This window comes from Lentihominibacter hominis (assembly GCF_014385065.1).
GTDB lineage: Bacteria > Bacillota > Clostridia > Peptostreptococcales > Anaerovoracaceae > Lentihominibacter > Lentihominibacter hominis.
This window is the reverse complement of record NZ_JACRTA010000001.1, coordinates 252,003-277,584: the sequence shown is the minus strand read 5'-3', so window position 1 is coordinate 277,584 and position 25,582 is coordinate 252,003. Positions and strand designations below refer to the sequence as shown.

The window sequence follows — 25,582 nt, the reverse complement described above, 5'->3', positions numbered from 1 at the left end:
ATTGCTATGATATTAGAGAAGAATGAAACTTTTGTGATAAACGAGAATATGATCCCTCCGGATATGAGTGTCACCATAGAAAATGCCAAGGAGATCGTAAAGGTGTTTAGTGATTTGCGTATGAGATATCATGCGGCTATTAAGGAGATCAGTACAAAACTCGAGGTGCTGGACAATGAATTCAGTGTCAGATACGATTATAATCCTATACACCATATGGAATGCAGGCTTAAAAGCATAAACAGCATCATGGACAAAATAGAACGTAAAGGATGGCCTAAAGAAATTGAGTCAGTTTATAAGGTTATGGATTTTGCCGGAGTACGTGTTGTGTGTAATTACATGGATGATATCTATACTGTTGAGGAGAGCCTTCTCAGACAAGATGATATAAAGCTTCTCAAAAGGAAAGATTATATAAAAAATCCTAAGGAGAGCGGATACAGAAGTCTTCATTTGCTTGTCGAGGTGCCGATATTTTTATCGGACAGAACATATAATATGCCTGTAGAGATTCAGATAAGAACGATAGCTATGGATACATGGGCAAGTCTTGAACACGAGCTTAAATATAAGAGTAAAAAGGAGCTTCCGGGATATGTAGTTCAAGAGCTTCAAAACTGTGCCAAATCCATGGCTGAAATAGATGCATCCATGGAACGTATACATAAAATGCTTTGATCGGGAAAAATCGGTGAGGCAGGAGAACTTAGGAGAAAAATTAAATGATGAAAAAAATAGCAATAATATGTGTTTGTATCATGACTGTCTGTGGATTATCCGCATGCGGTTCATCCGTATCGTATGATAGTTATGATTTAAGTGATTATATCAAAGTTGGCGATTATAAGGGTCTTAAGGTGGCTCCGTACAGTATATCGGTAACAGAAGATGAAATCGATGCCAAGATACAGAGTATACTGCAGAATGCGGCGACGACAAAAGAGCTTGACAAAAAAACAGAGATAGCTGACGGAGATGTGGTGAATATTGATTATGTAGGTAAAGTAGATGGTAAGGAGTTTGAAGGAGGATCTGCTGAAGGATATGATCTTACATTAGGCAGCGGATCGTTTATAGACGGGTTTGAATCGGGAATAGAGGGCAAAAAAGTAGGCGATAAGTTTAAACTTGATCTCAAGTTCCCCGAGGATTATGACAATGAAGACCTAAAGGGGAAGGCTGTTACATTTGATGTGACAGTAAATTCTGCGACGAGGCAGGAGGTCCCGGAATATGGTTTGGATTTTGTACAGAATACTACCGAATATGACACTTTAGAGGAATATGAAGCATCTATTGAAAAAGAAGTTTACGATGAAGAAGAAAAGACCGCGATAGAGAATCAGAAAGGAGAACTTTGGTCCCAAGCTCTGGAAAATACCAAAGTTAAGAAATACCCGGAAAAAGAGCTTGACTATTATATTGAGTTTAACAGTAAACAGATAGACAATATGGCTAAGGAGTATGGAATGAGCAGGGATGAACTTCTGGCCAATTATGATTTTGGAAACGAAAAGGAGTTTGAAGCTACCAATGAAGACAGCAGTAAGTTGTTGGTTAAGCAGGAAATGCTCATAGAATATATAGCCGAAAAAGAAAAACTCGAATATTCTGATGAAGAAAAGAAAGAAGCAATAAAGAGCTATGAAGAAGCAGGATATGACAGTGAGATGATAGAATCTCAGACAGGAAGAAATATGAATGATTATGTTCATATAGAGCTTCTTTATCAGAAAGTATTGGATTTTATTCTGGAAAATGCAGATATTTCAGGTGAAACAGAAAGCAAGTAATAAGCATATGTCTGTAATATTAATTCTATAATCAGTTGAAAGCAGCCGTAAGGTGTGATAAAATCGTAACGTTAGTTTATCGATCGCACCTATACGGCTTTTGCTTTAGGAGCGAAAGAAACTGTGATTCTCTGGAGAGTCTCAAAATGAGCGCCGAAGGTGTAAGCATAAACAGATAGCTTTTAGTTTGCTGTATGCGATCTCTCAGGCAAAAGGACAGAGCAGGTAGTTTTATATTATTTGGGTCCTCTCCGGAAAGTCGATTATATCGGCTTTTTTTTATCATGCAGAAAATATCAGCGGAGTATGTTGTTTTAGTAGAAACTGCGAATTTGCGCTGTTAATGAGTATCATGATTCACACACAGATTTACTGTGTAATGAAATGTTTTAAAGGAGAAGGAGAAACAGGATGGAAAAAGTTACATCAATTCTTGAGTCAATCGACAGCATAGTATGGGGTGTGCCTCTGATCGTACTTATAATGGGAACCGGCATTTATCTCACCGTTAGGCTGGGAGTTCTTCAGTTCAGAAAACTGGGGAAGGCTTTTAAGTATATGGTGAACAATGAGGAAGACGGTATTGGAGAGGTAACCAGTTTTGGGGCGCTGTGTACTGCTATGGCGGCAACGATTGGTACGGGCAATATTGTAGGCGTTGCTACAGCTGTTGTTACCGGTGGACCGGGAGCATTGTTTTGGATGGTTTTGGCAGCATGTTTCGGCATGGCCACCAAATATTCGGAAGGTGTTCTTGCTGTTAAATTCAGGGAAAATAAAGGTAATGGAAGATTCCTTGGAGGACCGTTCAAATACATAGAAAAAGGTATGGGGCCAAGATGGAAATGGCTTGCAAAACTTTTCGCTGTATTTGGCGTAGGTGCGGGACTTTTGGGGATTGGTACAATAACACAGGTAAATGGAATTGCTTCAGCTGTAAAGGGTTTCTTTGATCCTAATACAGAAAATGTGGTGAACCTGTTTGGCAATGAATATTCAGTTGCCACTGTAGCTGCGGCAGTAGTAGTAGCGTTTATCACAGCATTAGTGGTTATCGGCGGGCTTGAACGGATAGCCAGTGTGACATCAATAGTAGTTCCATTTATGGCTATAGCTTATGTAATAGTATGTTTGTCTATTTTAATATATAATATTGAGAAGATACCGTCTTCTGTGACTCTTGTGATTGAAAGTGCGTTTGGACTTAGAGCCATGACCGGAGGAGCGTTAGGTGCTCTGTTAATGGCTATGCAGAAAGGTGTTGCCAGAGGTATATTTTCAAATGAGGCAGGATTGGGAAGTGCGCCTATAGCAGCAGCTGCGGCTCAGACAAAAGAGCCTGTAAGGCAGGGACTTGTATCTATGACGGGAACTTTTGTGGATACAATAGTTATCTGTACTATGACAGGGCTTACGATAATGGTGACAGGATCATATGATGTTGCGCTTGAACAAGGACTTGAAGGTGTTGATGTCACTTCATATGCTTTTTCAAACGGCCTGCCGTGGGCAGACGGCGTGGGTTCTGCCATACTGATGATATGTCTTGCTCTTTTTGCTTTTACAACTATTCTCGGATGGGACTATTATAGTGAAAGATGTCTCGAATATCTTACGGGAGGAAAGATGGGGATTGTCAGAGTCTATAGATGGCTGTATATATTGGCTGTACTTATAGGCCCTTTCCTCACGGTTTCGGCAGTATGGACCATTGCAGATATTTTCAACGGCCTTATGGCAATACCTAATCTTATAGCTCTTCTTGCACTAAGCGGAGTAATAGCGGCTGAGACGAAAAGTTACTTTGCAAGACTCAGCTTAGGGAAAATAAAAGGATAAAAAATCTGAAAAAACTTAGAATCACGGGAAGAATCATAGTTTTCCCGTGATTTTTGTTGTTTTAAACGGAATGTTGAGGAGTTTTTAAGCAACTGATTAAATAACTTTAAAAAATAAAAAGATTTCTTCAAAGAAGATTTTTATTGCATCGTCATAGTTTGTACAATTAGTGCATATAAATTTATAAACTACAGAAAAGGGGGAGCGAGTATGCTTAATACAGAAGACATCAGGAATAAAGAGGTTATTAATATTTATGATGGTAAGAGTATGGGGTTTGTATGCGATATAGAGATAAATCTCAAGGAGGGAAGAATAGACGGTATTGTACTGCCGGGAGACAGGGGATTCATGAAGCTGTTTGGAAAAGAGACGAGTGATTATATAATAAAATGGAAGCATGTGAAGACGATTGGTGAAGATGTGATACTGGTTGATGTTCCGCCTATAATAGATTAGACAAAAAACACAATATGTAGTAAAATTATATATGTAATTTTGTATATTTATGCGCCCAGGCAAAGGAGGTCCTGTAATGAGATGCCCTTATTGCGAAAATGAAGACAGCAAGGTAATAGATTCCAGACATACGGAAGATGGACGTGCTATAAGAAGAAGAAGGGAATGCGAAGAATGCGGCAGACGATTTACCACATACGAAAAAGTTGAAGAAGTTATTCTTATGGTTATCAAGAAGGACGGCAGCCGTCAGGCATTTGACAGGAGCAAGCTTTTGAACGGAATAATAAGAGCGTGTGAAAAAAGGCCGGTATCTATTGCCGATATGGAGAAGATTGCAGATGATATCGAAAGAGGCCTCAACAATATGATGGAAAAGGAAGTAGAGAGTACATTTATAGGAGAATTGGTGATGGAACGGCTCAAAGATCTGGATGAAGTAGCATATGTGCGTTTTGCATCAGTATATAGGCAGTTTACGGACATCAATACATTTGTAGCCGAAATAGAAAAATTGCTGACTAATAAGAAGAAAAGTTAAACAAGGAGATTTACCATGAATGGATTGCTCACGATAGCCATAGACGGGCCGAGCGGAGCCGGAAAGAGTACGATAGCTAAAGCAGTTGCGGAAAGACTTTGCATAGACTATATAGATACGGGAGCTATGTACAGGGCGATAGGCTATAAAATGAAGAAAAATGGAATATCAGCGGATGAAAGCGTTAAGCTTGCAGCAATGCTTGAGAATACGGATATAGACTTTGTAGCCGGAGATATCATCCTTGACGGAAACATAGTTAATGATAAGATACGAACTCCCGATATATCAAAACGTGCGTCTGTATGTTCTGCTCTGCCGTCAGTGAGAGAGAAACTGGTGGCTATACAGAGAAATATGGGAAGAAAAAAAAGTGTAATAATGGATGGAAGAGATATAGGCAGTAATGTATTTCCCGATGCAGAATTCAAATTTTTTCTCACTGCTTCGGCGGAGGAAAGAGCTGAGAGACGGCATAGGGAGCTTGTGGAAAAAGGGCAGTCAGTGTCTTTTGAAGAGGTACTTGAGGATATAAAACAGAGAGATTACAGAGATATGACAAGGAGGCTGAATCCCCTTAGAAAGGCGGAAGATGCTTTGGAAATAGATACTACAGGACTTTCTATAGAAGATGTAACAGATAAAATAATAAAGGAGATAGAGAATAATGGCTACAGTAAGACCTTTTAAAGCCATAAGACCGGCGAAAAAGTATGCTGATAAAGTTGTATCGCTGCCTTATGATGTAATGAATAGAAAAGAGGCGGCAGAAATGGCTGAAGGCAATCCTTACAGTTTTCTGCACATATGCAGATCAGAAATTGATCTTCCCGGCGAAGAAGATCCCTATGACATAGCTGTATATGAAAAGGCAAAAGAGAATATAGAAAAGAATTTGAATGAAGGAATCTTCGTGACAGAAGAACGCCCTGCGCTCTATGTATACAGAGAAGTAATGGACGGCCGTGTGCAGACAGGAATAGTAGGATGTGTAGCTGTAGATGAGTATCAGAATAATACCATAAAAAAACATGAATTTACCAGAGTCGAAAAAGAACAGGACAGGATAAACCATTTTGATATATGCGATGCTGATACTGAACCGGTGTTTCTTACTTACAGGGATGATAAAAGGATAAGAACAATAGTAGAGGGAGTTGTTTCGGGAAGCGATCCTGTATATGATCTGACGGCTTCTGATGGTGTGCGTCATACTCTTTGGATAGTTGAAGACGAAAATGTGATAGAAAACATCACGTCTTTGTTTAAGGAGATACCTGCTCTTTATATAGCGGACGGTCATCACAGAAGTGCATCTGCATGTAAGGTAGGGCTTAAAAGGCGTGAAGAAAATCCGGGATATACGGGAGATGAGGAATTCAACTTTTTCATGGCTGCCATATTTCCCGATAATGATCTTAAGATTTTTGATTATAACAGAGTAATAAAAGATCTTAACGGTCTCAGTTCTGACGAATTTTTAGAAAGAATAAAAGATGCGGGATTTCATATTGAAGACAAGGGACATTCTATATATCATCCGGAAGCTAAACATGTGTTTTCTATGTATCTTGAAGGGAAATGGTACAAGCTTACAGCTGATAGCAGTATAATTCCGGATCATGTGATAGATTCTCTCGATGTGGCCATAATACAGAATAATATATTCGGTCCTATATTGGGGATAAAAGATCCGAGAACTGATAAGCGAATCGATTTTGTCGGAGGAATAAGAGGCTTGGAAGAACTTGAAAAAAGAGCTGAAAGTGATATGAAGATAGGGTTTGCCGTTTATCCTGTAGATGTCAGTGATCTGCTTAAAGTATCTGACAATGATATGGTAATGCCGCCTAAGTCTACCTGGTTTGAACCTAAGCTGGCCAGCGGGCTTTTTATGCACAGGCTTAAGTAAATTAATTGTACGTTTAGGTAAAAGTTATAGTATAACTGCTCCTTTGCATGGGGAAAATACATGCAAAGGAGTTTTTTTATGGGATTAATGGCAAAAAATCTTAAGAGAATATTGGTTATAATCGCTGTTTTGATAACGCTGCTTATATTCAGATTATTTTATATACAGATAATAGGAGGTGATGAGCTGGCAGCTGCAACAAGGGCTCAGTCTCTGATATCTCTTGAGGGGAGCAATACCAGAGGGATAATATATGACAGATATGGCAGTCCTCTTGTGGCAGATAATAAACGATATATTTATATAATAAAAGAAGATAACTTCAGCAGTGACTCGGAACGTCTTCTGGAAGAGCTTGAAGCTAAAGAGATAGATAATGATGATAAGGGATATGTTGTTTATTCATCGGAGGCATATGATAAAAATACGGGAAAGAAACTTATAGAAGGGTCGGATGCATATGTTTTACAAGCTTCGGCAAGGTACAGTGATGAGCAGATTGCAGCTCATCTTATAGGTTACGTGAATAAACAGGATACTTCAGGCGCGGCTGGTCTTGAACTGATGTATGATCAGCAGCTTTCAGGTCTGAATCGACGTATTTATGCGGTTGCGGATGTAAAGGGTAATATATTGCCCGGGAGAGGTCTTGTAATAACATCTGACGGAGAGAAGGATTCTTATGTCAAACAGGGAATAAGAACTACTATAGATAAAGAAATGCAGAAAGCTATTGAAGATATAATAGCAGATATGAGTAAGGATTGTGCTGTGGTAGTACTGGACTCAAAAAGTGGAGGTGTGACGGCAATGGCATGCACACCGAGTTTTGACCCCAATGATATAGATGTTCATATGAAAAGTTCAGGTGATGAGCTGATGAATAAAGTAACACAGGGAGAATATGCTCCCGGATCGATATTTAAAATTGTTGTAGCCGCAGCTGCTCTTGAAAAAGGAATCGATATAAATCAGGAATTTGAGTGCAGCGGAAGTACTCATGTGGGGAATTTAGATATAGGCTGCGAAACAGGCGGAGAAGATGGCCATGGCACAATAGACTTTAAAGAAGCTTTTTCTAAATCCTGTAACAGTTTTTTCATAAAACTGGGGCAAAAGGTAGGTTCTGATGATATTATATCTATGGCGAAAAAGCTGGGGCTTGGAGAAAAGGCTCTGGATGGCTATCCACAGGAAAGCGGCGGGCATCTCATGACAAAACAAGAAAGATACGGAGATGCCATAGGGAATCTTTCTATAGGTCAGGGAGAGACTCTTGTGACACCTTTGCAAGTAGCGAGAATGACAAACGTAATAGCTTCGGGAGGCATAGATAAAGGAGTGCATATACTGATGGAAGAAGAATCAAGTGACGGTCAGGTTCTTTCTTCTGAAACAGCAGATGCTGTTTCTTCAATGATGGAATCTGTTACAGAGTCAGGTACCGGAAAAAATCTGGAGCTTATAGGTGAAGACGGGATCCCGAAAGCAGCACTGAAGACAGGTACAGCCGAATATAGTGATGAAGATTCGTCGAAAACTCACGGATGGATAACCGGATATACACCTTGCGAAGAACCGGAGTATGTAATAACGGTTTTTGTAGAAGGTGGTATATCCGGATCGGCAGAGGCTGGTCCTGTCTTTAAAAAGATAATAGAATATCTGCAAGAGTCAGGAAGTTACAGTAAACCTACATTGGCATAGAAATTTGTCTTATTTTAATAATTTAATGCTGTTCGCAGTTTTTCCAAAGCTTTTTTCTCTATTCTGGAAACATATGAACGGCTTATTCCCAGATAGGAAGCTACTTCACGCTGTGTTCTGGGATTTGCTCCAAGTATTCCGTATCTGTGTATGATGACTTTTTTTTCTCTTTCTGTCAGGACACGATCCAGTGCTTTAACCATATCCTGCACCTGTATTTTCATGTTGATATCGTCTACCACAGCATCAGGATCTGTTCCCAGGATATCGTTGAGACTTATTTCGTTTCCATCCTTATCTGTACCTATAGGTAAGTTTATGGAAACTTCAGATGAAGTCTTTTTGGAAGACCTCATGCTCATAAGAATCTCATTTTCGATACATTTAGCGGCATAAGTGGCAAGTCTGGTTGACTTACCGCTGCTGTAAGTACTGACAGCTTTTATCAGTCCAATGGTACCGATGGAAATAAAGTCATCCATTGTGTGATTATTGGATGTGTATTTTTTTGCGATGTGGGCAACTAATCGCAGATTTCGTTCTATAAGTATATTTTTGGCGTTCTCGTCTCCGTTTTCCCATAGTGAGATATAGTATTTTTCTTCTTTATCGGTCAGTGGTTTCGGAAATGAAACACTCATTCTATGTAATCCCCCTCTATAGATTTTTACTATATGCAAAAATCAGAGGGGAAGTGCCTGACCTTAGAAAAACAGCATGCTCTTATTTGATGCTATTTTCTTTTAAAGGAAAGACAGTCTGTACATTGGTCCACAGTAGGATTACATTCATGAGTTCCTACAGTAATGCAGTCCAGTGAACAGTAGTTGGCTGTATTAGCATGGTTCTGACAGCTTTCTACTGTACATTTGATGCTTTTGTTGATGTCCATTTTGTTACCTCCTAAAAATAGATTTGCATTAATTATTATTACCCTAAATCATGAAAATATTAAAACAGTATTTAAAAATAGATGGAAAAAAAGGAATATTATGGTAAAATAATACTGAGTAATATAAAAGGAGAAAAAGGGGAAAATGAATATTAGAAGATTGCCTGAAAATGAAAAACCGAGAGAAAAATTAATGAGGGAAGGAAAGGAGAAACTATCCACTACAGAAATCATTGCTATTTTGATAGGGAGCGGGACAGGAGGAAAATCAGCACTTGAGCTGGCTTCTGAGGTAATTTCAATGGACAGCTCAGGGATAAGATTTCTTGCTGAATGCAGACCGGAAGAACTTATAAAAATAAAAGGAATAGGAAGAGCCAAGGCATGTGAAATATTAGCTGCGGTTGAACTTGGCAGGAGGATAGCAGCGATACCGAAGATAGATAACGTCCGTATAGAAAAATCTTCTGACATAGCTGATATTTTTATGGAGAGAATGAGATATTATAAAAAAGAACATTTTATAAGTCTCCTTATAAACGTTAAAGGGGAAATTATAGAGGAAGCGGAGGTTTCCATAGGAGACTTGTGTTCAAGTACTACTCATCCAAGAGAGGTCTTTATAGATGCCGTAAGAAGAAGTGCGGGATCGGTGATTTTTATACATAATCATCCCTCAGGGGATCCAACGCCAAGTAGCGCTGATATAGAAACAACCAGACGTTTGATAGAATCGGGAGATATTTTGGGGATACCTGTACTGGATCATATCGTCATAGGTGATGGGTGCTACATAAGTATGAGGGCGCAGGGGATGATCTGAATATTATCTTACTTTGGAGGCGGCTGGTGAAAAGGAAAGAAAAATCAAAACATTCTCTTATGAGCATATTCATGTCTGCATTGGGAATTATCCTTGTGGGTAGACTTTTTATGCTTACTGTGGCAGAATCGGATAAGTGGAAATCCTTTGCTGAGGATATGTCAGTTAGAGCTGTTTATGAAACTGCGCCAAGAGGAGACATACTTGACAGAAACGGCAATGTTATAGCCACCAGCAGAGCTGTCTATTCTGTAAATATAAATAGATCTGATATGGATAAGGAGTCTATGATGGAAACGGCTTCTTCGGTTATGGCACTTCTCCAAGAAATGAATGAGGATATTGATGTGACAATGGATGAAGTACGCGAGAATATATCAGACAGCGGATATAATTCATATATGCCCATAACTCTTGCTGAAGATATATCAGAAACGGCTGTGGAGGCAATAAAAAATGCCGGCTATAAGGGTGTAAATATTTCAACTAATTATGTTCGAGAGTATCCTAACGGAGCTTTTGCATCACACATTTTGGGATATCTGGGAAGAATAACTCCGGAAGAAGAGGAAGAATATGTAGATGAAAAAGGATATAGAAAGGACGCCCTTATAGGTAAGGACGGAATAGAGAAAAAATATGAACAGCATCTGAAAGGAACAGATTCTGTAAGTAAGTTGCAGGTGGATTCTTCGGGCGATGTTACAAAGATATTGGGAAAAAGTGAAGTTAAGAAAGGCAAAGATCTTACTCTTACTCTTGATTCGGAGCTTCAGAAAGTTACTGAAGAAGCTTTGCAACAGGCCATAGAGAAGGCTTCGGAAGGCGGAACTTTTGAAAGCGAATATGGAGATCAGCAGATGTCGTATGCTGAAAATACAGGATCCGGTGCTGCTGTGGCTATAGATGTAAAAACGGGTGAAGTTTTATCTATGGCAAGTTTTCCGGATTTTGATCCAAATGATTTTGCAATATCTATTTCTGAGGAAAAATGGGCATCTCTTCAGCAGGAGAATCCTTATGATCCCTTAAGCCCATCGCCTATGTATAATGTGGCAGCTATGACTGCAGTACAGCCTGGTTCCACATTCAAACCTGTCACAGCTTTGGCAGCTATGAGCTGCGGACTTGATGAAAATAAATATCTTTATGATGACGGGGCTATAACTTTGGGCGGCAGATCTTACGGCTGTTTTTTATGGAATGATGAAAAAGATACTCATGGATACGTAAGTCTGAAAGAGGCTCTTAAAGTTTCATGCAATTATTATTTTTATGATATAGCTGCAGGCAAAGATTTTGCTTCTGACAAATCTCTTGATTATGATAAAACCATAAACAACGATACTATACTTAAATATGCTAAAGATATGGGATTGGGACAAAAAACAGGTATAGAAATAAATGAAAGTTCAGGGACAATACCTTCTGAAACTTTAAAAGCAGAAGGGATAAAGATGAGTTTGACGAATTATCTGTTGGCAGAAGAGGAGACATATTTTGTCAAAGATACGTTGAAAGATAGAAAGCAGACAAGAAAAAATATAGAAAAAATCGTAAAATGGTCTGATAAAGACTTGACTTTAGAAGAAATTATAGGCAAACTAACTAAAGAGAATTTTGTTAAGGAAGATAAAATAGAAGAACTTGCTTCTGTATGCAAATATACTTATTTCGATCAAATAAAGTGGACTCGGGGAGATACTTTCAATATTGCTATAGGTCAGGGGGATAATGCCTATACCACTCTTCAGATGGCGAATTATATGGCAGCTTTGGCTAATGGAGGCATAAAGAACGATGTAACGCTGATATCAGGAAAAAAGAGCAGTCAAGAAAATTTGCAGAAGAAATCATCGTTTAATAAGAAGGATGTTGATTATATAATTGACGCCATGACAGGCGTCACGAAAGATTCGGATGGGTCTCTTTATGGAGTGTTTTCTTCTTTTCCCTATTCGGTTGCAGCCAAGACAGGAACAGCGCAGAGAGCCGGAAAGAAAAATTCTGAAGATGAACGAGAGTATCTCAGACGTCACCTGCACTTGATAGCGCCGGATATCAGTATGGATCAGGTAGAAGATGAAGCCAAACGTCTTAAAAAGGAATATCCCGATATATATGAAGAGGATTCAACAGCGCTGAGAAGAGCTGTGATCAATAAAAGCAAAAATAAAATAACATCAGATGACATAGATCGCTATAAAGAAGTCTATGATAGTTTTGCGTGGACAGTAGCGTTGGCTCCGGCTGATGATCCACAGATCGCAGTAGCTGTTATGCTTGTACAGGGTAAAACTTCATCCAATGCAGCACCGGTAGTAAGAGAAATTATAGGAAAATACGGAGATAATTTGAAATGGGAAAAGTCATTTTAGTTTCATCAGGTAAGGGCGGCACGGGAAAAACAATGTTTTCCGTGAATTTAGGTGTGATTTTAGCGCAGAGGGGCAAACGTGTCATGCTTATGGATCTGGACATGGGACTGAGAAATCTTGATATATATCTGGGGATGGAAAATAAAGTAGTATATAACATAATGGATGTTATATCAGGAATATGCCGTATAAAAAAAGCTATGATAAAGGTAGACGGATTCGATACTTTGTATTTTATGGCTGCATCTCCGAGACGTGATGACAGGGATATAACCCCTCTTCATATGAAGATATTGTGTGATAAACTCCGTAAGTATTTTGATTATATAATAATTGACTGTCCCGCGGGAATAGGAGATATGCTTGACGTGGCAATGGCACCTGCTGATCGGGTAGTGATCGTTACTGAACCTGAGGCTGCGTCCCTGAGGGATGCTGATGTTACTGAACGATATCTGAGAGAAAAAGGAATCAGAGATATATGTTTTGTCATAAACAAAGTAAAGGCTGAGCTTATGAAGGCAGGACTTGTTCCGGATCTTATGACCATACTTAATATGTTCAATAGTCCTGTGGCAGGAATAATACAGGACGACGATAATATACATATATCCACAAATAAAGGAATTCCCATAGTGTGTAAACATGGAACCTATATAGAAAAAAACTTTCAGGAAATTGCTGATAAGATAATAGAATTAGTGTGAGTTAAAAGTAAAATACTCTGTGCATTAATAAAATTTTTTGCATGGAGTTTTTTGTTTTGCGAAAATTAAAAAGGCACATGTTGTATCAGTTATGTTTAAAGCTTTTGCCGGCAGCTTACACTGAGTAACAGACCAATGCCCATCATGGCAGATATCATGGATGAACCTCCATAACTTACAAAAGGCAAAGTAATACCGGTTACAGGCATTATACCCATACTCATGGCTATATTTTCGAAGGCCTGAAAGAAGAACATGCCGGCAAGCCCTACAGCAATAAGGGTTCCCTGAAGATCGCTGGCGTATTTGGCTGTTTTAAGTGCGTGATACATGAGAACTGCGAAAAGTGTTATGATGAAAGCGCCTCCTAAGAATCCTGTTTCTTCAACTATAGAAGCGAATATGAAATCAGATTCGGGAACCGGAAGGAATCCCAGATACCCTTGTGTTCCCTGAAGATATCCTTTTCCCAAAAAACCTCCTGAACCTATGGCTACTTTAGAATTCCATACCTGATAATTGCCGGGAAGATCGAGGTTTTCAGGACTCAGGAATGCATCAATTCTTTCTTTTTGATATCCTGCCATAAAAAAGTAAAACATGGGTATGAGAAGGATAAATACGAGGGCCAGACGGAATATCACTTTCAGATCAAGTCCTGAACAGAAAACCATGAATATCCATATGGCACAGAAGACACATCCGCTTCCGAAATCTTCTTTTGATACAATAAGTATAAAAGGCAGACCATACAAAGCTGCCATGATGACTCCTTTTGCACTTGAAAGGGAGTTGCCGGTTCTGGAAAGATAAGATGCCATCAATATCACAAAAATAATTTTTATGGGCTCTGATGGCTGAAATGTTATAAAACCAAGATCAAGCCATGAACGCGATCCATAGAAAGCTGTTCCCAGTCCGGGGATGTAAACAGTCAGGAGAAATATGATACTGAAAATATATAATGGCTTTTCCAGGTCTAAAAAATATCTGTAGCCCAGCATCATAATGACAGAGGCAGCAATGACCCCTAGGATGAGGGCTGCAGATTGTATAAAAACTTCCCTGGAAAGGAAGGTCTCGCTATTGCGGCTTATGCTCACAAGGCCTGCTATACCTGAAAGCGAAAGAAGCAGGGAAGCTGCGATGATGTAATGGTTGCATTGTTTTATTATATGAGCAAACTTGTTCATCATTGCCTCCTTCCATTACCTTGACTAGTTAGCCAAAAAAGTCTATAATGTTATTGTGTGCTTTTAAACAATTATTATTACTTTTTATGTAATAAATTGATATTTACAAGTAACTTTGAGTTGACTATAAACTTAAAAATTTCAAAATGGCAGGGGCGGTTCCGCTGTATTTATTTAGGCGGAAGATTTTGCCTGAGATTCGGAAATATCATATGGATATTTTTTACATTACAAAAAGGAGGATGATCAATGACAGAAGTCGTTATAGCAGTTATTGTTGGACTGGTTGCTCTTATAATCGGGCTGCTGGTTGGATATATACTAAGAAAATCTATTGGCGAAAAAACCATAGGCAATGCTGAACAAAAAGCTAAGAATTTGATTCTCGATGCTGAAAACAGAGCAGAAACCCTTAAAAAGGAAAAAATCCTGGAGGCTAAGGAAGAGGCTCATAAACACAGAAGCGATGCAGAGAGAGAAATAAGAGAAAGAAGAAACGAAATCCAAAAATCTGAAAGAAGACTTATTCAGAAAGAGGAAGCTATAGACAGAAAACTTGAAAATATTGAGAAAAAAGAAGAAAGCATTACAAATAAAGAAAGAAGCATAACGAGTAAACAACAGGAGATGGAAAATCTGCTTAAAAGGCAGATGGAAGAACTGGAGAAAATATCCGGATATTCTACGGACCAGGCAAGAGAAATAATCCTTCAGAAGGTCGAAAAAGAGGCGAGAAGCGATGCCGCTGTATTGTACAAGGAGATCGAAGGCAAAGCTAAAGAGGACGCTGATAAAAAGGCCAAGGAGATTATTTCAGGGGCTATACAGAGATGTGCAGCTGATCATGTTGCAGAATCTACTGTTTCCGTAGTACCTCTTCCTAATGATGAGATGAAAGGCCGTATAATCGGTCGTGAAGGAAGGAATATAAGGGCTATAGAAACTCTTACGGGAATAGATCTGATAATAGATGATACTCCTGAAGCTGTGATACTGTCCGGATTCGATCCTGTAAGAAGAGAAATAGCAAGATTATCATTGGAAAAGCTGATTGTTGACGGAAGGATACATCCTGCAAGGATTGAAGAGATGGTTCAGAAATCTGAAAAAGAAGTGAATTCCATAATTAAGGAGGAGGGCGAACAGGCGACCTTCGAGGTGGGAATACACAATCTTCATCCTGAACTGATAAAGCTTCTGGGAAGACTGAAATATAGAACGTCATACGGTCAGAACGTACTTAAACATTCTGTTGAGGTGGCGCATCTTTCAGGCCTTATGGCAGGGGAACTGGGTCTTGATGTAACTCTGGCTAAAAGAGCGGGGCTGCTTCATGATATAGGGAAGGCTCTTGACCATGAGAGGGAAGGAACGCATGTTGATATTGGTATAGAGGTGCTGAGAAAGTATAAGGAATCGGAAGCTGTTATAAACGGTATGGCTGCTCATCATGGTGATTATGAGCCAAAGTCTATTGAAGCGGTCCTTATAGCGGCGGCTGATGCTCTTTCGGCAGCAAGACCGGGAGCAAGAAGAGAAACTTTGGAGTCTTATATAAAGAGACTTCAGAAACTCGAGGAAATCGCCAATACTACGGAAGGCGTTGAAAGATCTTTTGCTATTCAGGCGGGAAGAGAAATAAGAATTATTGCAAAGCCGGATGAAGTGGGCGATGATGCCATAGCTCTTCTTGCAAGAGATATTTCTAAGAGGATAGAATCCGAACTGGAATATCCGGGACAGATAAAGGTCAATGTGGTGAGAGAGACGAGAGCTATAGATTACGCAAAATAAATTAAATTATAAAAGTTGAGGCGGATCAAAATCCGCCTCAACTTTTACAGTGATACAAGCTTAAAGTATTTAATCTTTGTAGGAGATATATATGATTTATCTGGATAACAGTGCGACAACCAAACAGCATCCTCAGGTTACGGAGACCATGATGAGATATATGGAAGAGTTTTTCGGAAATCCGTCATCTCTTTACCAGCTTGGCGTTGATAGTGAAAAGGCGGTAAAAAAGGCCAGAATGACTATCCGTAAAGCTATGGGTTTCGCCGGAGGAAAGATATATTTTACGTCGGGAGGAACCGAAGCTGACAATATGGCTGTTTTTGGAGCTGCAATGGCTCTAAAAAGAAGGGGAAATAAGATTGTGACCACATCAGTTGAACATCCGGCAGTTCTTGAATGCTGCAGAGAACTGGAGAAACAGGGTTTTGAAGTGGATTATATAGGTGTGGACAGGCATTGTAGGCTGGATATGGATGCTCTTGAATCGTCAATTGATGATAAGACTATACTTGTAACTATGATGCATGTGAATAATGAGACAGGTACTGTAATGCCTGTAAACTGTGTAAAAGATATAATGAGAAAGAAAAGATCTCCCGGGATTTTTCACTGTGATGCAGTTCAAAGTTTTGGAAAATTGCCTTTATGCAGTGATGCAGATGTGATATCTGTAAGCGGACATAAAATACACGGCCCTAAAGGAATAGGGGCCATATATATAAAGGATAAAATCAATATTCCGGCTTTTTTACGAGGTGGCGGGCAAGAAGAGGGAAAGCGTTCAGGTACAGAAAATGTTCCTGCTATAGCTGGATTTGGTATTGCTGCAGAGATTTCGGAAAGACAAAGAGCAGATAATTCCATCAGAATGAGTAAGATGAGAAAGTATCTTCTTGACGGACTTTCGGCGGAAATTGATGATGTAATTGTAAACAGCCCCATAGAAACAGGTGTGAGAGAAAATTTGTGCTGCAGTTCCCTTATAAATATCTCTTTTTTGGGAACGAGGGGAGAAGTCTTGCTTCATACTTTGGAACAGGACGGCATATATGTTTCTACAGGATCTGCCTGTTCTTCCAATAAGAAAGGGCAGAGTTACGTTCTCAAGGCAATGGGACTTAAAGATAGGGAGATAGACGGAGCTTTGAGATTTAGTTTTGGCAGTATGAATGATATAGACGAAATGGATATAGTTATAGATAAGGTTTCTTCTGCAGTCAGGAAATTCAGAAGGCTGGGAAGTTTCAGATAGAAGGTGGCAGACAAGTGAACAATGAACATATTTTTATAGTAAGATGCGGAGAAGTGGCTCTTAAGGGAATGAACAAGCCTTATTTTGAGAGAATGCTGGTGGAGAGGATAAAGAAGCTGCTTAAAAAATTCGACGGAATAAACGTAAGAAGACATGAAGGCCTGATATTTGTAAGAGGAGATAAAAGCCTTGATAAACAGGCTATCATAAAAGAAATTTCAAAAGTTTTCGGAGTGGCATCTATAAGCCCTGCTGTAGAATGTGAAAGTACCATGGAGTCTATAGGGGACGCTGCTGTACAATATATGATCGAAGCGATAAAAGAGCGCGGTATAAAGACTTTTAAAGTAGAGGCCAAAAGGGCTGATAAGAATTTTCCTGTAAAATCACCGGAGATAGGCAGACAGATAGGGGCTGTGGTTTTGAAGGAGTGTAAAGTTCTTAAAGTGGATGTTCATAACCCGGATTGTCTTTTATTTGTGGATGTAAGACATGATAAATCATATATTTATCAGGATAAGATAGCAGGTTTCGGAGGGCTTCCTTTGGGGACAAACGGAAAGGGGTTGACGCTTTTATCCGGCGGCATAGATTCACCTGTAGCTACCTGGATGATGGCAAAGCGAGGCATGATAATAGAAGCTGTTCATTTTCATTCATATCCTTATACGAGTCAGAGAGCACAGGAAAAAGTAGAAGAATTGGCATCCATAGTGGCTACTTACTGCGGAAGGTTTAAAATGCATGTAATAAATCTGTTGCCTATACAGGAACAGATAGTGCAGAACTGTCCGGAAGAGGAAACTACCATAATAGTGAGACGCTTTATGATGAGAATAGCTCAGAAGATAGCTGAAAAGACAGGTTGTGGTATGCTTATAACAGGAGAAAATTTGGGTCAAGTGGCAAGTCAGACTGCAGAAGCATTGGTGGTTACTGATTCATCGGTAACTATACCAGTCATGAGACCTTTGATCGCCATGGATAAAGTGGATATTATGGATAAGGCTCAGGAGATAGGCACATATGAGACGTCAATACAGCCTTATGAAGATTGCTGCACAGTATTTCTTCCTAAACACCCTGTTACAAAACCACGGCTTGAAAGAATATTGGCCTCTGAAAGTAAATTGGAGTGTGACAGACTGATAGACGAGGCAGTAGAAGCAGATGAAATTGTTGATATATTTCCACAGTAAATGACAAAAATAGTGGATTTTAGATATTTTCTCTTAAGGACAACCTCCTTGTTTAAAGATTATAATTATCATATAGTCTTTTGGATTAAGGAGGTTTTTTAGTGGAAGTAATTTTCAGGATTTCAGGAAATATATTGATTTCATGTATTAAAGGTGAAGTGGACCATCACAGTGCTATGCCTCTTAGGCAGGCTATAGATAAATCGATGAAAGCATTCGATTGCAGTGATCTTATCCTTGATTTCAGTGGTGTTGAGTTTATGGACAGTTCCGGTATAGGAGTTGTTCTGGGAAGATATAAAAAACTTAACAAAAGCGGCGGCAGGATCTGCATTTCTGGGTGCAGTAAGTATATCGAAAAGGTGCTCGGTATGGCTGGAGTATTTTCGATTGTTCCGAAAGCAAATGATTTCGACAGTGCCGTTGCTGTGATAACCGGTCAGGAACAAATAAGTATGGAGGTTTAACATATGAACAATGTAATGAAGACAGAGTTTAGCGCTCTTGCGGAAAACGAAGCCTTCGCAAGAGCCGTTGCTGCTGCTTTTGTGATGCCGCTTGATCCGACTGTCGAGGAACTGACGGAAATAAAAACTGCGGTATCAGAAGCTGTCAGCAACAGTATAATCCATGGCTACGAAGGATGTGCTGACCGAAATGAAGCAAAAGTTATAATGGAATGTACCATATCAGACGGAGGAAAGCTTGTAATAACCATAGAAGATAATGGAGTTGGCATAGGTGATGTGGAGAAGGCTATGGAACCTATGTTTTCCACTGGAGACTCTGAAGAACGCTCAGGAATGGGATTTACAGTCATGGAAAGTTTTACAGACAGACTTAAGGTAAGATCAGAGATAGGTAAGGGGACGACCGTGATCATGACCAAATATCTGGATATTATAAGTGGCATATAAATATGAGCCTGTAGCTAAGGAAGATACATACAGATTAATCACAGAAGCACAGAACGGCAACCGTGCAGCGCGGGAACTGGTAGTCACACAAAATATAGGACTTGTAAAAAACTTAGCGATGAAATATGCGTCAGGCTATTACGAAGTTGATGATCTTATGCAGGTAGGATTTGTCGGACTTGTAAAGGCTATAGACAGATTCGATACAAAGTTTGACGTTATGTTTTCCACCTATGCTGTCCCCATGATATTAGGTGAGATAAAGAGATTTTTAAGGGATGACGGAAAAATAAAAATAAGCCGTCAACTTAAAACAGAAATGAAAAATTTAAAAGTTTTGCAGCAGGAATATTATAATAAGCATGGAAAAAGCCCTAAAATCAGCTATCTGGCAAAGGAGATGGGAGTTTCAAGGGAACATATAATGGAGATTCTTGAAGCAATAGACTCTATGGCAAATATAGAGAGTCTTGATAATGAACTGATTCCCGAAGGTATGCACGGAGGTCATTATGTAGATGAAGAACAGCAAAATGTAGAGCTGATCGATCTTAAGGCCGCTATAAAAGATTTGGCTGATAGGGAAAGGCAGATAATCGTACTTCGGTATTTCAAGGATATGACTCAGCAACAGATAGCTAAGGTACTGGGTATTTCACAGGTACAGGTATCAAGAATAGAGAAGAAAGTTCTTGGTAGAATGCGCGAAAGAATGGAGAAGATTGAGTAAATATATTTTGACAGGAAGCAGTATAATAGTGTATAATTTTCATTGTTAATTATATTTGCGCCACTAGCTCAATTGGATAGAGTCGCGCACTACGAATGCGAAGGTTAGGGGTTCGAGTCCCTTGTGGCGCGCCAGAAAACACTGTTTAATAAAGAACAGTGTTTTTTATTTGCAAGGAGTACTAATAAAAAAGGAATGCTGTGAAGTACTTTATATGTTGGTTCTTTTTGTTAACAAATAATTAGATGAGTTTAAATTAGAAGAGTATTTTGATATTAAAAATAAAAATGATGTAAGAAATTTTATTGCAGAAAAATAAAAATATAATGTTGGTTAGAAATTTTTTTCTTATCTGAATTTTATAAAAAATAATAAAAAAATACAGTTTTATTGGATAAAATAACAAATACCACAAATTAATTTTAAAAAAGTGTTGACAAATAGCAAGTTGAGCAATATACTATAACTGTAGTAAAAATTAAGTAGCAACAACAAAGGAAAAGAGGGATATCATGAGTAGTGCTACAAAGAAAACCATTGCCAAGAAAGTAGAGTCCGTTAAAAAGACTTTTAAGGACTGTGCATATCTGATCGACATTGCAGTAATGCATGGTCAGGCTTAGGGCAAAGACTACAATAAGATAAAGAAAATAAATATAAGAAATATTTTTTCGGCAGGCAGTGAGCCTGTCGTTTTTTTTATTTGAAAAAGATTTTCAGCTAAATTTAATTTTACAATATAATAATAAAGTATAATAATAATATATTATTGTAAACTGCAAATATCTTTTGAAAAATTAACTGTTTTGCGCTATAATAAATATACGGCGTGTTGCTCAAAATCTTTCTGATCAGTGAGCCACGCACTTTTTGTTGCCTGTTTAAGAAAGAAGAAGGTGTATGATAATGGACGACAGTAGGTTTGCAAAAGGTGAATATGTTGTATATGGTACGAATGGAATATGTTTTTTAGAAGATATAAAGATCATGAAGTTTGCTTTTGATTCAGAGAAGAGTACTTATTACATTTTGAAGCCTACAAGTAATGATGCGTCAACGATATATGTTCCTCTTAACAATGAGAAGCTTATGGGGAAACTTAGGCCTGTCATGACGAGAGAAGAGATCGATTCGCTGCTTTTGGGGTTAAAGGACAAAGAAATAGAGTGGGAAAAGGACAGGAGATTTAGATCTGAAAATTTCCATGAGATTCTTATAAATGGAGTTACTCAAAATCTTTTGCTTATGATAAGATGCCTTTATATGAAAAAAAGAGAGCTGCTGCCTCTTGGCAAGAAGCTTCCCACTACAGATGAGAATACTTTGAAATCAGCAGAAAAACTGGTAGAGGAAGAGTTCTCTTTTGTGCTTGATATCCCGAAAGATGATGTAAGCGGATATATAAGAGCATTAATAGAGTCATCTGAAAAGGAAGTTAAGAATTAAAAATAAAAAGTAAAATAATGGCGAATAATGTATCATAAAGCTTGTTGTGGTGCTGCAGCGGACATGTTATTCTTTTCTCGGATAATAGGGGGATGAGGATATGGATAAGATTTCTGTTGCATTGATATCAGGCATAATAGTTCTTATGCTGACAAGTGGCATAATAATTTATAATACATGGCTGTCTGATGAAATGAATCATATGCAAGCTGAGACTATTGTAGAAGATTCGAAGGCCGATGATGATCTGGTATTTAACGATGATACTTCTATTAAGAATAATTCTGACAAGAAACTGTGGATACGAGTGAAACCTGTATATGACAGCAGATATGATCCGGATGGCTATAGAATAATTTCCGGGGCAATAGACAAGGGTGAGTGGAAAAGTGACGATGGAAGCTGGTATTATTACAGCAGACCGATAGGATTGTCACAGACTACTGAGCCGCTGATGGACAGGCTTTTATATAACGGAAAAGATGTTTCTGCTGACAGCAACGGCAGGTTCAGCCTGCAGGTAGAAGCTGTAGATGAGGAATGGTTTGTTTCAGAACCTGATGATGGAATAGAAGCATTTAGTTTCTTTGAAGAGACAATGGCGATTCCTGAAGGAACAAGTTTATGATTTAAAATAAAATATATTGTGAAAGATACTTCTCTTGTCTCAGGCAGAGAAGTATTTTTTATGAAGAAAATATTCGTAATTTTATAATAAAAGTTTCTGTAGAAAGACCCACAGAAACTTGATTTGTTTTTTTAGAAAAATATCGATTAGTTTGTTGACAATAACCATTAATTAGAATAGACTAACCTATGTGGAAAATAAAATTTAAATAAGTTTGGAGTCTATCGTATTTATGGATTATGAGAAAACAGAGATGCGCAAGGATATTATATTGAAAAAACTTAAAGAGCGCGGGTGCAGAATAACGAAGCAGAGAATGCTTATTCTTGATATTATCTTAAACGAGAAGTGTTCATGCTGCAAGGAGATATACTACAAGGCCATAGAACATAATCCCGGGATAGGGGTATCGACAGTTTACAGGATGGTGAATTCTCTTGAGGAAATAGGAGCTATCAGCAGGAGTGATATTTATAAAATAAAATACGAAGGAGAGAAAACAAAAGGTTCTGTATGTGTAATAGAGCTTGATGACGGAACTTTTTGTATTTTTTCCGAAAAAACTTTTGAGACTATGATTGCTGCCAGCCTTAAAGCTGCGGGATATATTAAGGAACAGAAAATAAAAAAGATCTCGATGAATACAAAATATGCTGAAAATGATAAAATTTATCGTTAAGATAAAAATAAATGGAAAAGGGATTATGATTGATATAAGATATTTGTATTCAATTGGCTGAGCGCCGGGAAAAGGAGGCTGTTTTTATGAAACAACACAAATTTTGGTCATGGGCGATGGTTGCCTGCATGGCAATGGTGATCTATACCGGTTATAAGCATAAGTAGGAGGGGATGTTATTATGAAAGGTTTGAAGAATATTGATGCTAAGAAATCCGGAATTTTTGCAGCAGGAGTTTTATTTGGTACAGCTGGTATAAAGGTTTTGACCAGCAAAGATGCTAAAAAAGTATATACGGGTTGTACTGCGGCAGTGTTGAGAGCAAAGGAATGTGTTATGAATATTGTTGCTAAAGCACAGGACAATGCGGGGGATATTTATGCCGAAGCGCAGCAGATCAATGAAAAAAGAGCTGCTGAAGAGTGTACATATGGTGAAGCTGGCGTCCAAGAAGCAAAAGAAGTCGGCGCAGATAACTGATTTAATAATATAAGCACCTGTGGGAGACCACAGGTGTTTTGTGGTACGAGTGAGAAAACGATATGAAATTTGTAATAAAGCATGAAATAAAAGGCCGTATAAGAATACAAGCGATACAAAGCAGAATGACTTGTATTCAGGCAGATACATTACAGTATTATTTAAGCAGTCAGAGGAATGTTACGTCAGTTAAAGTGCAGGAAAGATCACAGAGTGCGGTTATATATTATGATGGAAAAAGAGAAAATATATTGGAAGCTCTGGCACAATTTAATTACATGGAAGCTCGAGTACCGGAAGACTATCTCAGGAATTCAGGCAGAGAATTAAATCGTACGTATTGGGAAAAACTGGTTAGCCATGTTTTGAAAAGATGTGTAAAAAGACTTTTTTTCCCGTATCAGCTTCGTGTAATATTGACACTTGTTAAATCTGTGAGATATCTTAAACTAGGAATAGCGTCACTTATTAAAGGGAAAATTGAAGTGCCGGTTCTGGACGCTACAGCCATAGGGGTATCTATGCTGCGTGGTGATTTTAAAACTGCCGGATCCATTATGTTTCTTCTGGGAATCGGCGAAATACTGGAAGAGTGGACTCATAAGAAATCAGTAGATGATTTGGCGAGGAGCATGTCTTTGAATATAGGCAATGTATGGCTCTGCGATGGAGACGATGAGACTCTTGTTTCTGCTTCTGATATAAAAATTGATGATTTCGTAAAAGTGTATATGGGCAACGTTATACCATTTGATGGAACTGTTGTGAGTGGTGAAGCAATGATTAATCAGGCATCTCTTACAGGAGAATCTATGGCTGTAAGGAGAATATCAGGTGCTTCTGTATATGCTGGGACTATTGTTGAAGAAGGAGAGCTTACTGTTCAGGTAAAAGAGGTTTCCGGAGGCAGCAAGTTCGAAAAAATTGTTACAATGATTGAAGAAACGGAAAAACTTAAGTCTTCCCTGGAAGGGAAAGCTGAACATCTTGCAGATAAACTTGTTCCTTATACATTAGCAGGAACAGCTCTTGTATGGCTTCTCACGAAGAATATGACTAAAGCTTTGTCGGTTTTGATGGTGGATTTTTCTTGCGCATTAAAGCTGGCCATGCCTATTTCTGTACTGTCTGCTATGAGAGAAGCCGGGAATTATAAGATAACTGTAAAAGGCGGTAAATACCTTGAGGCTATGGCTGAGGCAGATACGATAATATTTGATAAAACGGGAACGCTGACAAAGGCAGAACCTGTAGTAAAGGATGTCTTATCATTCAATGGGCAGGCTCCTGATGAGCTTCTGAGGATAGCGGCTTGCCTTGAAGAACATTTTCCTCATTCTATGGCAAAAGCTGTGGTTGATGCCGCAAGAGAAAAAGGTCTTAAACATGAAGGTCTTCATTCAGAAGTTGAGTATATAGTGGCTCATGGTATTTCATCGACAGTTAACGGAAAGAGAGCTGTAATAGGAAGTCATCATTTTATATTTGATGATGAGAAGTGTGAAGTGAAAAATGAATTCAGAAGACAGTTTGAGGATCTTCCGTCGGAGTATTCACATCTTTATATGGCTATAGAGGGGGAGCTCGCTGCAGTGATTTGTATACAGGATCCGCTTAGGCCTGAGGCGGCGGAAGTAATAAAAGAACTGAAACAGTTGGGAATAAAGAGAGTTGTCATGATGACAGGCGACAGTGAGAGGACTGCAAGAGCCATTGCCGAAATGGCGGGAGTGGATGAATACCATTCTGAAGTTCTTCCTGAAGATAAGGCAGATTTTGTCGAAAAGGAAAAGAAAAAAGGAAGGAAAGTTGTAATGATAGGAGATGGCATCAATGATTCTCCGGCTCTGTCTGCTTCAGACATAGGTATAGCTGTCAGCGAAGGTGCGGAACTGGCCAGAGAGATAGCGGATGTCACTATAGCAGCTGACGATCTCAGGGAAATCGTGGTGTTTAAGAAACTGAGCGATAAACTGATGCATAGGATACACTCAAATTACAGAAGTATCGTAGGAATCAACGGAGCTTTGATACTTCTGGGTATAGGGGGGATTATACAACCAACTGCATCGGCGCTTATGCATAACATATCGACCCTTGCGATTAGTCTCAAAAGTATGAATGATCTGTTATGATATATTTATAGAATAAGTGAAATAAACGGCAGTTTAGTCTGCCGTTTATTTTTTTTGTGAAAAAATGTTAC

At 38.7% G+C, this 25,582-nt stretch carries 25 protein-coding genes, 1 tRNA gene and 1 riboswitch; of the genes, 23 read left to right on the top strand and 3 right to left on the bottom strand.

Going from position 1 to position 25,582, the window contains the following annotated elements; all coding sequences use genetic code 11:
• Positions 1-6 precede the first annotated feature (6 nt).
• From H8692_RS01340 to H8692_RS01305, 8 genes are all read left to right on the top strand, one after another.
• Positions 7-681, top strand: coding sequence for a GTP pyrophosphokinase (locus H8692_RS01340; RefSeq protein ID WP_207722932.1), 675 nt, complete (start codon positions 7-9; stop codon positions 679-681).
• Between the two features lie 44 nt (positions 682-725).
• Positions 726-1,796, top strand: a complete 1,071-nt coding sequence (gene tig / locus H8692_RS01335; RefSeq protein ID WP_187524816.1) for a trigger factor — start codon at positions 726-728, stop codon at positions 1,794-1,796.
• 121 nt (positions 1,797-1,917) lie between these two features.
• Positions 1,918-2,026: riboswitch (glycine riboswitch) on the top strand.
• A 181-nt stretch (positions 2,027-2,207) separates the two neighbouring features.
• A complete protein-coding gene (locus H8692_RS01330; protein ID WP_177269396.1) occupies positions 2,208-3,635 on the top strand; it encodes an alanine/glycine:cation symporter family protein in 1,428 nt (475 codons plus the stop codon).
• A 210-nt stretch (positions 3,636-3,845) separates the two neighbouring features.
• Entirely contained in the window at positions 3,846-4,094 is a 249-nt protein-coding gene (locus tag H8692_RS01325) for a PRC-barrel domain-containing protein (protein WP_177269394.1), read from the top strand.
• A 76-nt stretch (positions 4,095-4,170) separates the two neighbouring features.
• Positions 4,171-4,635, top strand: coding sequence for a transcriptional regulator NrdR (gene nrdR, locus H8692_RS01320; RefSeq protein WP_177269392.1), 465 nt, complete (start codon positions 4,171-4,173; stop codon positions 4,633-4,635).
• A 15-nt stretch (positions 4,636-4,650) separates the two neighbouring features.
• A complete protein-coding gene (gene cmk / locus H8692_RS01315) occupies positions 4,651-5,325 on the top strand; it encodes a (d)CMP kinase (RefSeq protein ID WP_177269390.1) in 675 nt (224 codons plus the stop codon).
• Positions 5,303-6,547 carry a DUF1015 domain-containing protein gene (locus H8692_RS01310; RefSeq protein ID WP_187524815.1) on the top strand — a complete coding sequence of 415 codons (1,245 nt, stop codon included), beginning with the start codon at positions 5,303-5,305 and terminating at the stop codon, positions 6,545-6,547. Before cmk ends, H8692_RS01310 begins: the two co-directional genes overlap by 23 nt.
• A gap of 78 nt (positions 6,548-6,625) precedes the next feature.
• Positions 6,626-8,254: a peptidoglycan D,D-transpeptidase FtsI family protein gene (locus tag H8692_RS01305; protein ID WP_177269386.1), complete on the top strand. Its 1,629-nt coding sequence runs from the start codon at positions 6,626-6,628 to the stop codon at positions 8,252-8,254.
• A 14-nt stretch (positions 8,255-8,268) separates the two neighbouring features.
• Here the strand turns inward: H8692_RS01305 and sigK are convergent, their stop codons facing one another.
• Positions 8,269-8,895, bottom strand: a complete 627-nt coding sequence (sigK, locus tag H8692_RS01300) for an RNA polymerase sporulation sigma factor SigK (RefSeq protein ID WP_177269385.1) — start codon at positions 8,893-8,895, stop codon at positions 8,269-8,271.
• 92 nt (positions 8,896-8,987) lie between these two features.
• Positions 8,988-9,146 carry a DUF1540 domain-containing protein gene (locus H8692_RS01295; protein WP_177269383.1) on the bottom strand — a complete coding sequence of 53 codons (159 nt, stop codon included), beginning with the start codon at positions 9,144-9,146 and terminating at the stop codon, positions 8,988-8,990.
• A 145-nt stretch (positions 9,147-9,291) separates the two neighbouring features.
• Here H8692_RS01295 and radC point away from each other — a divergent pair, with 145 nt between their 5' ends.
• The 3 genes from radC to minD are packed head-to-tail and all read left to right on the top strand — an operon-like array spanning position 9,292 to position 13,054.
• Positions 9,292-9,969 carry a RadC family protein gene (gene radC / locus H8692_RS01290; RefSeq protein ID WP_177269381.1) on the top strand — a complete coding sequence of 226 codons (678 nt, stop codon included), beginning with the start codon at positions 9,292-9,294 and terminating at the stop codon, positions 9,967-9,969.
• 26 nt (positions 9,970-9,995) lie between these two features.
• Positions 9,996-12,347, top strand: coding sequence for a penicillin-binding transpeptidase domain-containing protein (locus H8692_RS01285; protein WP_187524814.1), 2,352 nt, complete (start codon positions 9,996-9,998; stop codon positions 12,345-12,347).
• Positions 12,329-13,054 (top strand): septum site-determining protein MinD, encoded by a 726-nt coding sequence (gene minD / locus H8692_RS01280; RefSeq protein ID WP_177269377.1) that lies wholly within the window; start codon positions 12,329-12,331, stop codon positions 13,052-13,054. Before H8692_RS01285 ends, minD begins: the two co-directional genes overlap by 19 nt.
• 95 nt (positions 13,055-13,149) lie before the next feature.
• Here minD and H8692_RS01275 read toward each other — a convergent pair whose 3' ends face one another.
• Positions 13,150-14,247, bottom strand: a complete 1,098-nt coding sequence (locus tag H8692_RS01275) for an FtsW/RodA/SpoVE family cell cycle protein (protein WP_207722931.1) — start codon at positions 14,245-14,247, stop codon at positions 13,150-13,152.
• A gap of 249 nt (positions 14,248-14,496) precedes the next feature.
• Between H8692_RS01275 and rny the strand changes: the two genes are divergently transcribed.
• From rny to H8692_RS01215, 12 genes are all read left to right on the top strand, one after another.
• Positions 14,497-16,041 carry a ribonuclease Y gene (rny, locus tag H8692_RS01270; protein ID WP_177269373.1) on the top strand — a complete coding sequence of 515 codons (1,545 nt, stop codon included), beginning with the start codon at positions 14,497-14,499 and terminating at the stop codon, positions 16,039-16,041.
• Between the two features lie 91 nt (positions 16,042-16,132).
• Positions 16,133-17,296 (top strand): cysteine desulfurase family protein, encoded by a 1,164-nt coding sequence (locus H8692_RS01265; RefSeq protein ID WP_187524812.1) that lies wholly within the window; start codon positions 16,133-16,135, stop codon positions 17,294-17,296.
• Positions 17,297-17,310: 14 nt separating this feature from the next.
• Positions 17,311-18,495 (top strand): tRNA uracil 4-sulfurtransferase ThiI, encoded by a 1,185-nt coding sequence (gene thiI, locus H8692_RS01260; protein WP_177270911.1) that lies wholly within the window; start codon positions 17,311-17,313, stop codon positions 18,493-18,495.
• A gap of 101 nt (positions 18,496-18,596) precedes the next feature.
• Positions 18,597-18,962, top strand: coding sequence for an anti-sigma factor antagonist (locus tag H8692_RS01255; RefSeq protein ID WP_177270912.1), 366 nt, complete (start codon positions 18,597-18,599; stop codon positions 18,960-18,962).
• 3 nt (positions 18,963-18,965) lie between these two features.
• On the top strand, positions 18,966-19,412 hold the full coding sequence (spoIIAB, locus tag H8692_RS01250; protein ID WP_177270913.1) for an anti-sigma F factor: 447 nt from the start codon (positions 18,966-18,968) through the stop codon (positions 19,410-19,412).
• Complete coding sequence (locus H8692_RS01245; protein ID WP_187524811.1) at positions 19,402-20,142, top strand: sigma-70 family RNA polymerase sigma factor; 741 nt, start codon at positions 19,402-19,404, stop codon at positions 20,140-20,142. The genes spoIIAB and H8692_RS01245 overlap by 11 nt, the downstream gene beginning before the upstream one ends.
• A 57-nt stretch (positions 20,143-20,199) precedes the next feature.
• Positions 20,200-20,276: transfer RNA gene (locus H8692_RS01240), tRNA-Arg, on the top strand.
• 772 nt (positions 20,277-21,048) lie between these two features.
• Positions 21,049-21,588 carry a CarD family transcriptional regulator gene (locus tag H8692_RS01235; protein ID WP_177270915.1) on the top strand — a complete coding sequence of 180 codons (540 nt, stop codon included), beginning with the start codon at positions 21,049-21,051 and terminating at the stop codon, positions 21,586-21,588.
• Positions 21,589-21,688: 100 nt separating this feature from the next.
• Positions 21,689-22,216: a hypothetical protein gene (locus tag H8692_RS01230; protein WP_187524810.1), complete on the top strand. Its 528-nt coding sequence runs from the start codon at positions 21,689-21,691 to the stop codon at positions 22,214-22,216.
• A gap of 232 nt (positions 22,217-22,448) precedes the next feature.
• On the top strand, positions 22,449-22,895 hold the full coding sequence (locus H8692_RS01225) for a transcriptional repressor (protein WP_243206870.1): 447 nt from the start codon (positions 22,449-22,451) through the stop codon (positions 22,893-22,895).
• A gap of 181 nt (positions 22,896-23,076) precedes the next feature.
• Positions 23,077-23,376 carry a DUF6110 family protein gene (locus H8692_RS01220; RefSeq protein ID WP_177270917.1) on the top strand — a complete coding sequence of 100 codons (300 nt, stop codon included), beginning with the start codon at positions 23,077-23,079 and terminating at the stop codon, positions 23,374-23,376.
• A gap of 62 nt (positions 23,377-23,438) precedes the next feature.
• Entirely contained in the window at positions 23,439-25,511 is a 2,073-nt protein-coding gene (locus H8692_RS01215) for a heavy metal translocating P-type ATPase (RefSeq protein WP_187524809.1), read from the top strand.
• The last annotated feature ends 71 nt before the right edge of the window (positions 25,512-25,582 follow it).

What these genes read in the sequence shown, in the direction of transcription:
- H8692_RS01340 (WP_207722932.1), top strand. Translation starts at nt 7, where the DNA reads ATGATATTAGAGAAGAATGAAACTTTTGTGATAAACGAGAATATGATC.
- tig (WP_187524816.1), top strand. Translation starts at nt 726, where the DNA reads ATGATGAAAAAAATAGCAATAATATGTGTTTGTATCATGACTGTCTGT.
- H8692_RS01330 (WP_177269396.1), top strand. Translation starts at nt 2,208, where the DNA reads ATGGAAAAAGTTACATCAATTCTTGAGTCAATCGACAGCATAGTATGG.
- H8692_RS01325 (WP_177269394.1), top strand. Translation starts at nt 3,846, where the DNA reads ATGCTTAATACAGAAGACATCAGGAATAAAGAGGTTATTAATATTTAT.
- nrdR (WP_177269392.1), top strand. Translation starts at nt 4,171, where the DNA reads ATGAGATGCCCTTATTGCGAAAATGAAGACAGCAAGGTAATAGATTCC.
- cmk (WP_177269390.1), top strand. Translation starts at nt 4,651, where the DNA reads ATGAATGGATTGCTCACGATAGCCATAGACGGGCCGAGCGGAGCCGGA.
- H8692_RS01310 (WP_187524815.1), top strand. Translation starts at nt 5,303, where the DNA reads ATGGCTACAGTAAGACCTTTTAAAGCCATAAGACCGGCGAAAAAGTAT.
- H8692_RS01305 (WP_177269386.1), top strand. Translation starts at nt 6,626, where the DNA reads ATGGGATTAATGGCAAAAAATCTTAAGAGAATATTGGTTATAATCGCT.
- sigK (WP_177269385.1), bottom strand. Translation starts at nt 8,895, where the DNA reads ATGAGTGTTTCATTTCCGAAACCACTGACCGATAAAGAAGAAAAATAC.
- H8692_RS01295 (WP_177269383.1), bottom strand. Translation starts at nt 9,146, where the DNA reads ATGGACATCAACAAAAGCATCAAATGTACAGTAGAAAGCTGTCAGAAC.
- radC (WP_177269381.1), top strand. Translation starts at nt 9,292, where the DNA reads ATGAATATTAGAAGATTGCCTGAAAATGAAAAACCGAGAGAAAAATTA.
- minD (WP_177269377.1), top strand. Translation starts at nt 12,329, where the DNA reads ATGGGAAAAGTCATTTTAGTTTCATCAGGTAAGGGCGGCACGGGAAAA.
- H8692_RS01275 (WP_207722931.1), bottom strand. Translation starts at nt 14,247, where the DNA reads ATGAACAAGTTTGCTCATATAATAAAACAATGCAACCATTACATCATC.
- rny (WP_177269373.1), top strand. Translation starts at nt 14,497, where the DNA reads ATGACAGAAGTCGTTATAGCAGTTATTGTTGGACTGGTTGCTCTTATA.
- H8692_RS01265 (WP_187524812.1), top strand. Translation starts at nt 16,133, where the DNA reads ATGATTTATCTGGATAACAGTGCGACAACCAAACAGCATCCTCAGGTT.
- spoIIAB (WP_177270913.1), top strand. Translation starts at nt 18,966, where the DNA reads ATGAACAATGTAATGAAGACAGAGTTTAGCGCTCTTGCGGAAAACGAA.
- H8692_RS01235 (WP_177270915.1), top strand. Translation starts at nt 21,049, where the DNA reads ATGGACGACAGTAGGTTTGCAAAAGGTGAATATGTTGTATATGGTACG.
- H8692_RS01230 (WP_187524810.1), top strand. Translation starts at nt 21,689, where the DNA reads ATGGATAAGATTTCTGTTGCATTGATATCAGGCATAATAGTTCTTATG.
- H8692_RS01225 (WP_243206870.1), top strand. Translation starts at nt 22,449, where the DNA reads ATGGATTATGAGAAAACAGAGATGCGCAAGGATATTATATTGAAAAAA.
- H8692_RS01220 (WP_177270917.1), top strand. Translation starts at nt 23,077, where the DNA reads ATGAAAGGTTTGAAGAATATTGATGCTAAGAAATCCGGAATTTTTGCA.
- H8692_RS01215 (WP_187524809.1), top strand. Translation starts at nt 23,439, where the DNA reads ATGAAATTTGTAATAAAGCATGAAATAAAAGGCCGTATAAGAATACAA.